At 65.6% G+C, this 13,993-nt stretch carries 14 protein-coding genes and 1 pseudogene; 10 read left to right on the top strand and 5 right to left on the bottom strand.

The window, feature by feature from the left end; genetic code table 11:
- Together Q1K09_RS07560 and Q1K09_RS07555 are read left to right on the top strand one after the other, a co-directional pair.
- A pseudogene (locus Q1K09_RS07560) lies at window positions 1-300 on the top strand (CDP-alcohol phosphatidyltransferase family protein); the annotation flags it as partial.
- A gap of 67 nt (window positions 301-367) precedes the next feature.
- Window positions 368-817, top strand: a complete 450-nt coding sequence (locus Q1K09_RS07555) for a hypothetical protein (RefSeq protein ID WP_300344361.1) — start codon at window positions 368-370, stop codon at window positions 815-817.
- 175 nt (window positions 818-992) lie between these two features.
- On the opposite strand, the gene Q1K09_RS07550 is transcribed toward Q1K09_RS07555, so the two are convergent.
- Genes Q1K09_RS07550 through Q1K09_RS07540 form a run of 3 tightly spaced genes read right to left on the bottom strand, consistent with a single transcriptional unit; the run spans window position 993 to window position 3,392 of the window.
- Entirely contained in the window at window positions 993-1,739 is a 747-nt protein-coding gene (locus Q1K09_RS07550; protein ID WP_300344360.1) for an ABC transporter permease, read from the bottom strand.
- Window positions 1,740-1,743: 4 nt separating this feature from the next.
- Window positions 1,744-2,496 carry an ABC transporter permease gene (locus tag Q1K09_RS07545; protein WP_300344359.1) on the bottom strand — a complete coding sequence of 251 codons (753 nt, stop codon included), beginning with the start codon at window positions 2,494-2,496 and terminating at the stop codon, window positions 1,744-1,746.
- A complete protein-coding gene (locus Q1K09_RS07540) occupies window positions 2,493-3,392 on the bottom strand; it encodes an ABC transporter ATP-binding protein (RefSeq protein ID WP_300344358.1) in 900 nt (299 codons plus the stop codon). The genes Q1K09_RS07545 and Q1K09_RS07540 overlap by 4 nt, the downstream gene beginning before the upstream one ends.
- A gap of 141 nt (window positions 3,393-3,533) precedes the next feature.
- Between Q1K09_RS07540 and Q1K09_RS07535 the strand changes: the two genes are divergently transcribed.
- The 3 genes from Q1K09_RS07535 (at window position 3,534) to Q1K09_RS07525 (ending at window position 6,657) form a co-directional block, all read left to right on the top strand.
- Window positions 3,534-4,745 carry a histidine kinase gene (locus tag Q1K09_RS07535; protein ID WP_300344356.1) on the top strand — a complete coding sequence of 404 codons (1,212 nt, stop codon included), beginning with the start codon at window positions 3,534-3,536 and terminating at the stop codon, window positions 4,743-4,745.
- A complete protein-coding gene (locus Q1K09_RS07530; RefSeq protein WP_300344355.1) occupies window positions 4,742-5,410 on the top strand; it encodes a response regulator transcription factor in 669 nt (222 codons plus the stop codon). Before Q1K09_RS07535 ends, Q1K09_RS07530 begins: the two co-directional genes overlap by 4 nt.
- Window positions 5,411-5,544: 134 nt before the next feature.
- On the top strand, window positions 5,545-6,657 hold the full coding sequence (locus tag Q1K09_RS07525) for a hypothetical protein (protein ID WP_300344354.1): 1,113 nt from the start codon (window positions 5,545-5,547) through the stop codon (window positions 6,655-6,657).
- 227 nt (window positions 6,658-6,884) lie between these two features.
- Here the strand turns inward: Q1K09_RS07525 and Q1K09_RS07520 are convergent, their stop codons facing one another.
- Both Q1K09_RS07520 and Q1K09_RS07515 read right to left on the bottom strand, forming a co-directional pair.
- On the bottom strand, window positions 6,885-7,466 hold the full coding sequence (locus Q1K09_RS07520; RefSeq protein ID WP_300344353.1) for an isochorismatase family cysteine hydrolase: 582 nt from the start codon (window positions 7,464-7,466) through the stop codon (window positions 6,885-6,887).
- The gene (locus tag Q1K09_RS07515; protein ID WP_366909162.1) at window positions 7,463-7,951 is read right to left on the bottom strand and encodes an NAD(P)H-dependent oxidoreductase; all 489 of its coding nucleotides are present in this window, start codon (window positions 7,949-7,951) and stop codon (window positions 7,463-7,465) included. Before Q1K09_RS07515 ends, Q1K09_RS07520 begins: the two co-directional genes overlap by 4 nt.
- Before the next feature lie 234 nt (window positions 7,952-8,185).
- Here Q1K09_RS07515 and Q1K09_RS07510 point away from each other — a divergent pair, with 234 nt between their 5' ends.
- The 5 genes from Q1K09_RS07510 (at window position 8,186) to Q1K09_RS07490 (ending at window position 13,928) form a co-directional block, all read left to right on the top strand.
- Window positions 8,186-8,731 (top strand): TetR/AcrR family transcriptional regulator, encoded by a 546-nt coding sequence (locus tag Q1K09_RS07510; RefSeq protein WP_300344352.1) that lies wholly within the window; start codon window positions 8,186-8,188, stop codon window positions 8,729-8,731.
- Between the two features lie 185 nt (window positions 8,732-8,916).
- Window positions 8,917-10,521 (top strand): NAD-dependent epimerase/dehydratase family protein, encoded by a 1,605-nt coding sequence (locus tag Q1K09_RS07505; RefSeq protein WP_300344351.1) that lies wholly within the window; start codon window positions 8,917-8,919, stop codon window positions 10,519-10,521.
- Between the two features lie 67 nt (window positions 10,522-10,588).
- The gene (locus tag Q1K09_RS07500) at window positions 10,589-12,298 is read left to right on the top strand and encodes a catalase (protein WP_300344349.1); all 1,710 of its coding nucleotides are present in this window, start codon (window positions 10,589-10,591) and stop codon (window positions 12,296-12,298) included.
- Window positions 12,298-13,512 (top strand): D-arabinono-1,4-lactone oxidase, encoded by a 1,215-nt coding sequence (locus Q1K09_RS07495; RefSeq protein ID WP_300344347.1) that lies wholly within the window; start codon window positions 12,298-12,300, stop codon window positions 13,510-13,512. Before Q1K09_RS07500 ends, Q1K09_RS07495 begins: the two co-directional genes overlap by 1 nt.
- Window positions 13,512-13,928: a sensory rhodopsin transducer gene (locus Q1K09_RS07490; protein WP_300344346.1), complete on the top strand. Its 417-nt coding sequence runs from the start codon at window positions 13,512-13,514 to the stop codon at window positions 13,926-13,928. Before Q1K09_RS07495 ends, Q1K09_RS07490 begins: the two co-directional genes overlap by 1 nt.
- Window positions 13,929-13,993: the final 65 nt, after the last annotated feature.

Genomic DNA, 13,993 nt, shown 5'->3' with positions numbered 1-13,993 from the left:
GGTCATCTCTCCTTCGGAGTGGTTCTCACCATCGCAGCCGTCGACGCTGCACTCGTCATCACCTACCTGGTGACCCGTCCCTCACAAGCGCCGAAGGTCTCCCGAGTCGGGAAGATGCGCACTGCCGCGCTCATGTCAGGGTTCGCGCTCATCGGACTCAGCCTGCTCCCCGCACTCCACCCGGTCGGAGCCGCAGGCAGAGTGCTTTGCATCGCTGGAGCGGTTCTCCACGCCGTCGCAGGGTTCGGGTACTTCCGAGCTCTCCTTCGTGACAACCGCAAAGATCTGTCTGATATGTGAGCCCAGGCTGTTCGACTATCTTCTCCGGCGTCCACGCAGAGACCCGGGGGTTTAGTCGTTGATTCGGGTGATCCAGCCACGGGGTCACCATGCCCGCTCGGTCCCGGCCCAGGCGCAGGACCTGGGCCGGCTCGGAGTAGACCTTCTCGGCAAACCCTTGCGCGTCGAGCCGGTCATGCAAGACCGTCGAGTGCTGCCAGAAGAACTGATCGAGCGCGAAGTCGGTATCAACGTAGATCGCGGTGAGAGTGACGAGACCTTCGGGTTCGGCGCTGAACAACACGTTCGGACTGATGAGGACCGCATCGCCGAAGCTGACCGGCTGGTGCCCGAACTCGCTAAACACGATCGCGGACCCGGACCTGACGAACACGATCTTGAGACAGTCGTAGAGCAGCGGCCCGATTGGGCGATGGAGCGAGCGCGTCGGAGCAACCAGCGGAGCAAGCCATCTCGCACGACGGGAGTGTCCGGCGGTCTCGAAAACCGCCGGACCCTCCTGCTGGGCTGCCTCTGACCTGGTCACTTAGGAAGACCGACCAGCGGAATAGCGCATAAATTCACGGAAAGAGCCCAGGCTGACGGTGTGGAGCACAGACCTACCAGTGTGGTCACGGTTGCGACAGTGGCGATCGCCGGCTACCAGAGACGAGATCAGAGAAGAGGAAGCGACGGGCGTATCTGTGCACGGTCTAACGGAGCTTCACTGTTCGGATCGTTGTGACTGTGAGTACGACGATGACCAGTGCGAAGCCCAGAGCCGTGCCGATGAGCGGCAGCGCGTCCTGAGCTGTGAGCCCGCCAGAACCTGCGAGAGCGGTCGATCCGAGGTTCAGGGCGCGGGTGTTGATGGCTTGCGGCCAGATGAAGCTCAGTGGTCGGAGGGCTTCGCTGGTGACGGTGGCGACGCCGACGACACAGCCGAGGAGGCAGATCGCGACGGGTGCGGCGAACGATTTGAGCAGCATCGACAGCAGCGATTGGATCGCGATCAAGGGCAGTGCCGCGAGCACGGAGATCGCGCCGACGAGGGCGAACTGCCACGGGATCGCTCCATCTAGCCCGAGTACGAGCGTGCCCGAGATCAGGGTGCCTGCGACGAGGACGAGTTGCATGAACGCGACGGGGATCATGATGACCAGCGCCTTGGCGATGACCAGCTTGACCGGTTTCCGGGTGGTGGTCAGGAGGAGGTTCCAGTTGGTGCCGCGGTGTTCCATCCGCCAGGCGGTGGACGCGATCAGGCCGATCCCGATGGAGAAGAACAGTAACCCGTAGAAGAGGGTGACCTGCGAGGTGAAGGATGCCCATCCGGCGTCGAGGGTGTCGAGGTTGTTGGCAAGGTTGATCGTCCCGGTGGTGACGGCCAGCAGCGGGAGGATGAGCGCGATGATCCAGGTGGCGGAGCGCTTGAGTTTGAGGATTTCTGCGCGGAGCACGGGGTTACCTTTCGATCCGGTCGAGACGTCGGGTGGCGACGGCGAAGACGATGCCGACGAGGATGAGGAAGCCAGCGATCCATCCGAATGGCGGCGTGAGATACACCAGGCGGTCTCCCTGTTGCCCGATCGGGGAGATCATGGCGTAGTACCCCCAGGGGATGAGTCGGGCGACGGCGGTCGAAGTGAGGAGTGTGAACACACCGAGGAACGCGCCGAGCACGCCGACGCCGACGGAGACGAGCTGGTTCTCCACGACCGCCGCGAGCCAGATGTGCAGCGCGAGGAACGCGACATCGATGAGCAACAGCAGCCCGGTGTACAGGACCCACGGCCCGGGATCGAGGGGCACGCGGATACCGGCGAACAGGCCGATGCCGATCACGAGCAGGGTCTGCACGATCACGGCGGGCAGCAGGACCGTGCTGAGCGCGACGAGTTTCGCCCGGCACAGCACGCCGGGTGAGTAGCCGGCGGTGGAGGCGAGGGTCCAGCCGGTGCCGGAGTGCTCGATGTCGGTCTGTCGGCTGGCGAGCACGGCCGCGAGGATCGGGGAGGTCATCGCGGCCATGAGGGTGTAGGTCACCATCAGGTCTGCCCAGGGCATCGCGTCTGGGTCGGTGAACGATTCCTTCGTGCTGCCCGCGAAGAGGGAGAAGCTGGACAGGCCCGCGACGGCGAGGACGAGGATCGCGGTGATGAGGAACGTGCGCAGACGGCGTATCTTGCGGAACTCGAGCCGGATCGCGCGCCTCACAGCAGACCACCCCTGCCGGTGAGGTCCATGAACACGTCTTCGAGGCTCTGCGCGACACGACGCACCTCGTAGATCGGGACACCTGCGACGGCGAGCTGGTAGATGACTTTCGCGGTCTGGTCCTTGTCGATCCCGCTCATCCGGATGCCCTCCGGAACCCGGGTCGCGGTGAGTCCTTGTGCGAGGGCGGCGTGCGGGTCGGAGGTCTCGATGATCAGATCGGGCACGGACTGCTCGAAGAGCTGGTCGCGGCTGCCCTGGAAGATCATCTTCCCGCTGGAGAGGATGCCCAGGACGCTGGCCATCTTGTCGATCTCATCGAGCAGGTGGCTCGACACCATGACCGTGATTCCACGGCCCGCGAGGTCTACCAGGAGCATGCGGATCTCCTCGATCCCGGCGGGATCTAAGCCGTTCGTCGGCTCGTCGAGGATCAACAGCGCGGGATCGCGAGCGAGTGCCATCGCGATGCCGAGACGCTGCTTCATGCCCAGCGAGTAGTTGCGGACGAGCTTGTGCTGCTGTTCCGTCAGCCGGACCGTGGCCAGCGCGTGGTCGATCTGCGGGGTGGACAGGTCGAGCATGTCCTGGACGATCCGCATGTTCTCCCGGCCGGTGAGGTGCCCGTACCCGGGAGGAGCTTCGATCATCGACCCGATCGACGGCAGGAGCTTGGTGCGGGAGGCACGCGTGAGTGGTTCGCCCAGGACCTTAATGTCGCCGCTGGTGGGCTGGGTCAGGCCCAGGATCATCTTCATCGTGGTCGACTTGCCCGACCCGTTCGGCCCCAGGAACCCGTACACGTGGCCCTGTGGAACGTCCAGGTTCAGGGAGTCGACGGCCGTGTGGGTCTTGAACTGCTTGGTCAGTCCACGGGTGGTGATGACGCTGGTCATGGATGCCTCGTTTCAGTCGGGTCGGTCACCCCATCCACGATTCCCGGATCAGTCGCGTGGCAGATCGTGCTGCGGCACGAAGTCGGTCTTCATACCGTGGTATGAGTCGCGCCGGATGCCCGCGCCATAGGCTGGTTGGGTATGGAACCGTTCACCAGCCCCGCGACCCGTGACCGGCTCCGTACTGCCTGGCAGGAGTACCCCTGGGTCGCTGATCTCGTCCTGGCGGTGTTCGTCGGAGTGCTCGGCGCGATCAGCCGGCCGACCCTGTCGTTCACGACACCCGAGCAGACGGCCTACAGCATCATCGTGTTCGGCTGCTCGGTCGCTCTGATCTTCCGCCGCATGCGCCCGCGTCTCACTCTCGCTGTCATCGGCGTTCTGCTCGTCCTGCATCTCGTCGTGGTGCAGGAGCTGACGGTGTTCGCCGGCGCGGTCTGCCTGATCGTGGCGTACACCACGCAGACGGAGATGCTTCCGCCGTGGCGGTGGGGATACGTCGCCGCCATCTACGTCGGTGCAGGCATGGCGGTGCTCACCTCACCGACGCCCACGGCGGACACCGATTGGATGATCAAGCTGGTGATCGCCGCCGCCACTGCGGCGCTGATCACGGTCGCGGTCCTGGCTGGCATCGTCCGACGGCACCGGAAAGCACGCTATGACGAGGCCCTTGAACGCACGGCATTTCTGGAAGCCCGACAGGAAGTCGAGCGGCGGCTCGCCGCTGTCGAGGAACGGACCCGCATTGCCCGCGAGATGCATGACGTGCTCGGCCATTCTCTGACCACCATCGCGGTGCAGGCCGAAGGCGTCCGCTACGTCATCCGAACCGACCCGCAGCGCACCGATCAGGTACTCGCCGACATCGGGCGCTTGAGCCGTACCGCCGTCGATGACGTGCGCGATCTCATCAGCGTGCTCGCCACCGATGACGACGGCGACGCCCCCATACGCCCCACGCACACGCTGCGGGACGTCGGTGAGCTCATCAGCGACTTGCAGTACACGAGAGCGGCGATCCGGTTGCAGGTCGCAGGCGACCTCTCGTCCATCCCCGATCAGGTCGGACTCGCTGGGTACCGGATCATCCAGGAGAGCCTCACCAACGTGCTGAAATACGCCGACGGTGCAGCAGTGAACGTTCGCATCGTCGTACACGACGCGGCGGTCAAGTTGACCGTTCTGAACACGGCATCCGGTGAATCGCGCACCGCACGAGGCGACTCACACCACGGGATCATTGGAATGCAGGAACGGGCACGTGCCCTCGGCGGCACACTCACCGCCGGCCCCGACCCGACCACCGGCGGATGGAGCGTCGCCGCAACTCTGCCGTGGAGGCTGTCATGATCACCATCGCCCTCGCCGACGACGAACCCCTGTTCACCGCGGGACTCGCGATGATCCTTGACGCGCAGCCCGACATGCGTGTGCTCTGGCAGGCGATCGACGGAGCTGACGCCATCCGCCAGCACAACCGCGCAGCTCCAGACATCCTGCTCCTCGACATCCAAATGCCCACCCTCGACGGGCTCGCTGCCATCCAGCAGCTCATCGCGACCGGTACGGCGAGCAAGATCATCGTCCTCACCACCTTCGACACCGACGAATACGTACTCACTGCCATCGAGTCCGGCGCATCAGGCTTCCTGCTCAAGAACACCGCCCCCGACGACGTGGTCGCCGCGATACGCACGGTCCACGACGGCGAGGCCGTCATCTCACCCGGACCCACCCGCCGACTCTTCACGACCTTCCGGCAGCAACCAGGTACCTCGCGTGGCGGCGTATCTCACACCGACAGTCGCGCCGAGGTCGAACTCACGCCCCGCGAGCGCGACATCCTCAGCCTGATCGCCAGAGGCCGAACCAACCAAGAAATCTGCGACGAACTATGGCTCACCATGCCCACCATCAAGACACACATCGGCAACCTCCGAGCGAAGACCCAATCCCGAGACCGCGTGCAGCTCGCCCTCTTCGCCCTCCGCGTCGGCATCGCCGAACTGGCATGACCTGGACCGCCCTTACGGCTTCAGCCGTAGCTCTTCCCCTGATTCCGGTCAGAGTGGTCAGGTAGCGTGAAGTGCTGGTCGGGCCCGAGCCGTTGCGCGGACAGGGGGCGTGGTGGCAGCGCACTCTGAGGTGGGTGAGTCGTTTCCGCCAGGATCCTGGCACGGCGAACCTGCAGATGTACGCGCCGCTGGTCGAGCGCATCGTCTCCCAGCGCGCATCGCTTCGCCGCCTCACCGACGACGAGCTCACGAGACGTTGGACCGGGTCGATATCGATCGCGTTGGACCATGACGACGACCTGGTGAGCTTTCTCGGCCTAGCGAGCGAGGTGGCGCGGCGTCGGCTGGGGTTGGAGCCGTTCGAGGTGCAGCTGCTCGCCGCAGCGAGCATGCTACGCGGCCGGGTGGTCGATATGGCCACGGGCGAGGGCAAGACGTTGGTCGGGTTCCTCGTCTCGGCCGGCCTCGCCGCGGCTGGTCGGCGGGTGCATGTGCTCTCGGCGAACGATTATCTGGCGGGCCGAGATGCTGGCGCTGGTGCGTCGTTGTTCTCCCCATTCGGTCTGACCTGCAACGCCGTGATCGACTGGATGGACGACGTAGAACGTGCCGAGGCGTACCGCAGTGACATTGTGTACGCGACGGTGCACCAGGTCGGGTTCGATCTGCTGCGCGACTGCCAACGCGTCCCCGGGACCCGGGGACTGGTACCGGACTTGGACGCCGCAGTGGTCGATGAGATCGATGCCGTGCTGCTGGATGACGCGATGGTGCCGCTGGTGATCGCCGGCGAGGCCGACCCGCAACCGGAAGAGACATCCCTGGCGCAGATCATCGCGGACCTGACCGATGACGAGCACTATCAGGTCGAGGGCGACCGGCGCAGTGTCGCGTTCACCGAGGCAGGCCTCGCCCGTGTCGAAGCGGCGCTCGGGATCGATGACCTGTACGCGCAGGAGCACGTCGACCTGTTGACGGCGGCGCATGTCGCGCTGCACGCGCATGCGCTGGTCGAACGCGACGTGCACTACCTCGTCACCGATGGACGGGTGCAGCTGGTCAACGATGCCCGTGGCCGGGTTGCGGATCGTCAGCGTTGGCCGGACGGTCTCCACGCCGCCATCGAGCGCAACGAGGGGCTGGAGGTGACCGGACAGGCCGAGATCCTCGACCAGGTGCTCGTGGAGACCGCGGCCAGCAACTCACGAGCGACAATGGGAGGCATGCGACGCTCCTTGAACTCCTGAGTGACTGTTACTGGCCTCCGCCGACGACGGATCTCTCGATGCGACGAGACCGCCAGCTGTAGAGACGGGGCAAGGTTCGAGCACTGTCGCGTTACCTCCACATCGAATGAGAATAACGAGATCTGCCTCGCCTGATGGCGGGGCAGATCTGTTTGTGGGATCGAAGAGGACTCCGTCGAGCATGCGGCGGTCAGCAGGTCCGCAACGGTCGGTTTGCCGCTCAGTGCTTACTCTGGCTGCCGTCCTTCAATCTCGACGCCGCAGCCGCGCAGCTCCTCGATGACAGCGGCCTTGCCTCCTGGATGGGCTCCGACGAAGGCGGTGGCATTCAGATCTACCGTGACGTGATAGCCCAGACGGCGGGCGTCGCGGGCGGTCGCGGCGACGCAGACGTCGGCGGCTACTCCGATCACGACCAACTCATTGATGTCTGCGGTGCGCAGCTGCTCGGCAAGGCCGCTCAGTCCGCCTGTGGACGGCGGCGCGCCGGTGGCGGTGGGGATGGCGGAGAAGCCGGAGAAGCCTCCTGCGCTGCCCGGCCCCTTGTCGACCACTGTCCCGCGGCTCGTCACCGATGGGTGCAGGGCCGCGTCGTGCTCGGCGCTCGAGCCGGTTCCACCGAAGGGATTGACGTCGCGGGTCAGAAGCACCGGCCAGCCGCGGGCGGCGGCATAGTCGATCCAGTTCGAAACGGCCGCGACGGCACGCTCCGCGCCAGGCACACCAGCACCGGCGGACGGAGCGATGAATCCGTTCTGCATGTCGACGACGACCAGCGCCGTCCGTATCGAGGGGCGTGAACCGGTCATGACGCCACTCGTGCGGCGCGGAGTGCGCTGCTCCAGGTGATCAACTGATCGAGCATGGCCTCGACCGCCTGCTCTTGGTGGGGCTGCGGTGTCAGCGCGTGCATATCGGCGAAGTCGTCCTTCAGCGACAAAGCGACTTGGTTGCGGACTGCTGCCAGCTGGAGCTCACCGGCTACCAGACGCAGCTGCTCCACCGCTCGAGTGCCTCCGGCAGTCCCGTACCCGACGAAGCCGACCGCCTTGTTGTTCCACTCCCGGTACAGGTAGTCCAAGGCGTTCTTCAACGCGGCCGAAGGGCCGTGGTTGTACTCCGGGGTGACCAGCACATACCGGTCGTAGGAGGCGATCGCGTCGGCCCAACGCTGGGTGTGCTCGTTGCGGTAGTCACCCATCATCGGCGGCACCGGCTCGTCCAGCAGCGGCAAGTCGAAATCGGCCACGTCGAGGATGTCAAACTCAGCGTCACCGCCCCGGCGCGCGACCACCTCATTGATTCAGGACACGACGTCGAGCGCCTAGCGGTCAGGTCGGGTGCTGCCCGCGATGATCGCGATTCGAGTCATTATCTGCTCCTATTCGATATAGTGGACTCTATCGAATATGCTGTCACGGTGACCAATGATCCACAACCCCCCGCCGTCAGCGGTCGGCGATGCCCGAGCGCACGGCGCTACGACACCAGTCGCCGTGCTGAGGCCGCAGCACGGAACCGGCGTGCGATGCTGGATGCAGCGGAGCGGCTGTTCGCTGAGCGCGGTTTCGCTGACGCGACCATTGCCGCTATTGCCGCGGCGGCCGGAGTGTCCGCCCCGACTGTGTATGCAGTCTTCGGTTCCAAAGCCGGCCTGTTGGCTGCGCTGCTCACCGCCCTGGAGGACCGCGTCGACCGCGATGACTGGGCGCGCCGCATGAACGAGGAGCCCGACATTGCACGACGGCTCCACCTGTTTGCTGAATGGAGCATGCGTCTCTACGCCGGGGGACATGCCCTGATCCGTGCCTCCTACCGCGCCAGTGCAGACCCTGCCGTCGCCGCGCTGCATGCGGAAGGCAACCGCCGTCGCCGCGACGCACTCCGCGCCCTGATCGACTCACCCTCCGCACAGTCGCTGCGGTTCGGCATCGCCGTGGACGAAGCCGTGGACCGGGCCATGGTGCTGACCAGTCCCGCGGTCTACCTCACCTGCGTGGAGGACTGCGGCTGGACCGGCCGGCGTTATCAATCCTGGTTGTCCGAGCTCCTGACCCGCGAACTCCTCGAATAGGGCGGACGCCGAGATGCGGGAGCCGGCCAAGAATCCCTCGGCGATGCTGCAGGGGAGGGGGCTGAGGGCCGAAGCCCCAGGTCAGGGCTGGATTCAGGATCTGTTCGGCCGACTTTCAGCTCTATGTGGTGACACTGGAGGCCGTGAGCACCCTTTAGAGTGCACGAAGGAGCAGTGGTCAGCACATGCGCACAGCCATCGTCGGCGCCACCGGCAACACCGGGACAGCGCTGCTACACCACTTCGCCGAACGGGAGGAGATCACCTCCGTCCTCGGCATCGCCCGCAGGCTCCCGGATACGCAGGCCGAGCCCTACCGGCACGCAGAGTGGGCCGCCGTGGACGTCCAATTCCCGCAGGCGGAGGACCAGCTGGCCGAACTGTTCGCCGAGGTCGACGCCGTCGTCCATCTCTCCTGGCTCATCCAGCCCAACTCCAAGCGGGACCTGCTGCGGCGGGTCAACGTGGACGGGACCCGCCACGTGCTCACAGCCGCGGCCCAGGCCGGAGTCAAGCACGCCGTCGTCGCCTCCTCCGTGGGTGCCTACTCGCCGGTGGACGACGACGAGGCTCGCGACGAATCCTGGCCCACTGGCGGCATCGCAGGCTCCCACTACAGCCAGGACAAGGCCGCCCAAGAGCGGGTGATGGATGAGATCGAAGCACTCCACCCGGAGATGACCCTGGCGCGGATCCGACCCGCTCTGATCTTCCAGCAGGCCGCCGGCACTGAGATCCAGCGTTACTTCGCCGGCACACTGATGCCTGTGCAGCTGCTGAACGTGCTCCGTCCGCCCATGGTTCCCATGCCGGCTGGTATTCGCAGTCAAGCGGTGCACGCCGCTGATGTGGCCCGCGCCTACGCCGAAGCAGTCATCCGCCGAGCCCAGGGTGCCTTCAACATCGCCGCCGACGACATCCTGGATGCCGAAACCATCGCCGCGGTCGTCGCCCAGCGGCGCTCCGGCAGAGCCAGCATCCCGCTGTCGCTGCAGGCCGTGCGCCCGCTGGTCAAGGCGTTCAACCGCGCACACCTGCTGTCCATGGATGAGGGCTGGCTGGATATGGCCGCCCGCGTGCCGATCATGGACACCACCCGGGCAAAGACCGAACTGGGCTGGCAGCCGCAGGTCAGCGGGGCTGAGGCGCTGGCCGAGCTGCTCGACGGTATGACTGCCGGTGCCGGAGGAGCCTCAGTGCCGATGCGCCCGCGCGGGGAGTCTCCGATGTCCTCCCACCCGTTGCCGTCGGCCGGGCACAGCATCCCCGAGGAAGTGGACGCGGGGCTGCTGCGCGGCTACATGTCCGACCATCTGGCGGGGGCCACCGCCGGGCTGCAGCGCATCCAGGCCATGGCTTCGGCCTTCGACGACACTCCGGTCTACCCGCAGCTGTCCCAGGTGGCCGAGGCCATCGCCTCCGAGCACCGCTGGCTCAATGAGCTGATGAAGCGGCAGGGCTTCCCGCGGCCCGGCGTCGTCGCACCTCTCTTCTGGGCCGGGGAGCGGCTGAGCCGGCTCAAGCCCTTTGCCCGCCCTCCGCTGAAACGCTCTCCTTCGGCTCTGGTGCTGGAGACCGAGCTGATGATCGCGGCCATCACCGCCAAGCGGCAGGGGTGGGAGGTCCTCTCCGACTATGCCGACGAGCTTGGGGTTCCGCACAGTGTCTTCGATGAGCTGGTCAGCGCCGCTGACGAGCAGCGCGAAACCCTCGATGAGGTGCACCGCTATGCCCGTGAACGCGCCTTCCACACCGACCGGCAGACGCTGACCCCCCAGCTCAACGACTGACCCGCACACTCGAGAACTGACCATCCGACAGTCCGCAATCACCTGCAGACACAGTAAGGAGAATCCGTTGGCTGAGAATGATCGCACCCTCACCACACGGCAGGGCCACCCGGTGCCGAACAACCAGAACATGCGCACTATCGGCAGCCGGGGTCCGGCCACCTTGGAGAACTACCACTTCCTGGAGAAGATGTCCCACTTCGACCGGGAGCGCATCCCCGAGCGAGTGGTGCACGCCCGCGGCTTTGTGGCCTACGGCGAGTTCGAAGCAACCGGAAAGATCGGAGACGAACCGGCGTCGAAATACACCCGAGCCAAGCTGTTCCAGGAGCCCGGGAAGAAGACCGAGCTCGCCATCCGGTTCTCCACCGTCATCGGCGGCCGGGACTCCTCGGAGGTGGCGCGCGACCCGCGAGGCTTCGCGGTGAAGTTCTACACCGAGGACGGCAACTGGGACCTGGTGGGCAACAATCTGGCGGTCTTCTTCATCCGCGACGCCATCAAGTTCCCCGACGTCATCCACTCGCTGAAGCCGGATCCGGTGACCTTCCGGCAGGAGCCCAACCGGATCTTCGACTTCATGAGCCAGACGCCGGAGTCGATGCATATGCTCACCCACCTGTTCAGCCCCCGCGGCATCCCGGCCACCTACCGCCACATGGAGGGCTTCGGGGTCAACACCTACAAGATGGTCAACGCCGAGGGTGAGACCGTGCTGGTGAAGTACCACTGGCTGCCGCGGCAGGGCGTGGCGTCCCTGACCGAGGAGGAGGCCGCCAAGGTGCAGGGCCAGGACCTCGGCTCAGCCTCGAAGGACCTCTATGAGGCCATCGAGCGCGGCGACTATCCACAGTGGGACCTCTACGTCCAGCTGATGGAGGACCATGACCATCCGGAGCTGGAGTGGGATCCGCTGGACGACACCAAGATCTGGCCGGAGAACGACTTCCCGCTGCGGCACGTGGGCACCATGACGCTGAACCGCAACGTGGAGGACTTCCACAATGAGAGCGAACAGATCGCCATGGGCACCGGCGTGCTGGTGGACGGTCTGGACTTCTCCGATGACAAGATGCTCGTCGGCCGGACCTTCAGCTACTCCGACACCCAGCGCTACCGGGTGGGTCCGAACTACCTGCAGCTGCCGGTGAACCAGCCCAAGGGAGTCAAGGGGCGGGTGCACACTAACCAGCGCGGCGGCGAGATGAGCTACTCAGTGGACCTAGCCCCCGGGCAGAACCCGCACGTCAACTACGAGCCGAGCCTGCACAACGGGCTCACCGAGGCCGAGGCCAAGCCGAACAACCCGCCGCAGGTCACCGGCCGGCTCACCGCCTCCAACCTGGAGCGCACCAACGACTACCTGCACGCCCGCGGCAGGTACAACACCATGAACGACTGGGAGCGCGACGAGCTGGTCAAGGTCATGGGCACCATGCTCTCCGACTGCGAGGCCGACGTGCAGCAGCGCATGCTGTGGCACCTCTACATGATCCACGACGACTACGGCAACCGCGTGGGGGAGTACCTGAACATGACCGCCGACGACGTGCGGCACCTGGAGCCGCTGCCCACTCAGAAGCTCACCGAGGACGAGCAGCAGCGGCTGAAGAACCTGGGACGCAACGGCGATGAGATCGACCCCTCGCAGTGGGGCGGCTGGACCTCCTCGGTGATCAACCACCAGGTCACCGCCGAGGACGTTCTCTCCGGCACCCTGGGCAATCTGGAGTACACCCCGGAGAAGACCCCAGGCCGCGCTCCAGCCGGAACCTGATGGCCCCGCCGGGGACCGTGACCAACTGGTCCGGATCGGTGAGCTGTGCGCCATCGGCCCGGACCAGGCCGAAGCGGACGTCCGACGTCGCCCGCTTGGTGCGCAGAGCCCGGCATGACGGCATCACGGTGCGGCCTGTGGGGCCGGCACACTCCTCGGTGCCGCTGTTCACCACTGAGGACACCCTGGTCTCCTTAGAGAGGATGACCGGGGTGGTGGAGACTGACCCGCAGGCCCGCACCGCCCGGGTGCTTCCGGGAACAGGGCTGCGCGAGCTGGGTGAAGAACTGGCAGAGCGCGGCCTGGCCATGCAGAATCTGGGCGACGTCGACTACCAGGCCGTCGCCGGGGCGATCTCCACCGGAACCCACGGCTCAGGGATCACCCTGGGCAATCTGTCCTCCACTATGATCGGCGGCCGGCTGGTCAACGGCCTGGGGGAGGAAGTCCCCTTCGGCGTCGACGCAGATGCCGGCGTCGCCGATCCCCTGCTGCGCGCGGCCCAGGTCTCCCTCGGTGCGCTGGGGATCCTCACCTCGTTGACCCTGCAGCTGGAGGAGGCCCACCAGCTGCACCGACAGAACTGGATCACCCATATCGATTGGGTGTTGGAGCACTTCGCCGAGCTGATCGAGACCAACCGCAGCGTGGACTTCTACTGGTACCCGCGCAGCGATCTCGCCCAGGTGCGCATGCTCAACAAGCCGGGACAAGAGCCGCAGATGACGCCGCCGGGGAGGCTGAAGACCGACCAGACCGGTCCTAACTACGAGATCATCCCCAACGACCGGATGATGAAGTTCGAGGAGATGGAGTACATGCTCCCGCTCGACACGCAGCTGGCCGCCTTCCAGCAGATTCGGGAGCGCATCAAGTCCCGGCACCGGGCCCAAGTGGGCTGGCGGGTCCTGGTGCGCACGATAGCCGCGGATGACGCGATGCTCTCCAATGCTCACGGCCGCCCCACCATGACCATCGCACTGCTGCAGAACCACATGCTGCCGTACAAGGACTACTTCGACGATATCGAGCCGATCTTCTGGGACTGCGGAGGCCGCCCTCACTGGGGAAAGAAGCACACCCTGAACGCGCCGCAGTTGGTAGAGATGTACCCCGAATGGCGGAGCTTCCAGCAGATCCGGCGGCAGATGGACCCCCAGGGCGTACTGCTCAACGGCTACCTGCGCGAGATCCTCGGAGAGGAGGAGATCTGATGACGTTTGCCGGACGACGCCGTCAAGGCGGTCCTGAACCGGGAGCAGCGCTGGGGCGGACTCACTGGGTGTTCTCCGCCGGATTCGCCCCCAGCCAGTCCACGGGCTCAGAACCGGAGTTCACCAGCCGCAATACGCTCTGCCTGCTGAATACCGGCGACGACGATGCCTGCCTGCAGCTGATGATCTACTACCAGGACCAGGAGCCGGTGGGTCCATTTGAGGTGACAGTGCCGGCCCGCTGGGTGCTGCACCAGAGGATCAACGATCTTATAGACCCGCAGGCCGTGCTTCTGGATGCCCCCTATGGGATGGTGCTCAGCTCCGACCTTCCGGTGGTTGCTCAGCTGTACTACCTCGATTCCCGGGGCGGGCACCTGGCAGTCTCCCACCTCAACCCATTGCCCCTGGACTAGGACAGTGCGGCCTCGCTCGCCCTGGAAACGGCAAGTATGAACCGCATCAGCGGATAGCGGAATTG

This window comes from Nesterenkonia sp. (assembly GCF_029265375.1).
Classification (GTDB): Bacteria; Actinomycetota; Actinomycetes; order Actinomycetales; family Micrococcaceae; genus Nesterenkonia.
The sequence above is the reverse complement of the archived record's forward strand: the minus strand, read 5'-3'. Positions and strand labels throughout refer to the sequence as shown.

Coding starts and splice junctions, on each gene's coding strand:
- Q1K09_RS07510 (WP_300344352.1), top strand. CDS start 8,186: ATGCTGGATGCAGCGGAGCGGCTGTTCGCTGAGCGCGGTTTCGCTGAC.
- Q1K09_RS07535 (WP_300344356.1), top strand. CDS start 3,534: ATGGAACCGTTCACCAGCCCCGCGACCCGTGACCGGCTCCGTACTGCC.
- Q1K09_RS07490 (WP_300344346.1), top strand. CDS start 13,512: ATGACGTTTGCCGGACGACGCCGTCAAGGCGGTCCTGAACCGGGAGCA.
- Q1K09_RS07495 (WP_300344347.1), top strand. CDS start 12,298: ATGGCCCCGCCGGGGACCGTGACCAACTGGTCCGGATCGGTGAGCTGT.
- Q1K09_RS07520 (WP_300344353.1), bottom strand. CDS start 7,466: ATGACCGGTTCACGCCCCTCGATACGGACGGCGCTGGTCGTCGTCGAC.
- Q1K09_RS07540 (WP_300344358.1), bottom strand. CDS start 3,392: ATGACCAGCGTCATCACCACCCGTGGACTGACCAAGCAGTTCAAGACC.
- Q1K09_RS07530 (WP_300344355.1), top strand. CDS start 4,742: ATGATCACCATCGCCCTCGCCGACGACGAACCCCTGTTCACCGCGGGA.
- Q1K09_RS07505 (WP_300344351.1), top strand. CDS start 8,917: ATGCGCACAGCCATCGTCGGCGCCACCGGCAACACCGGGACAGCGCTG.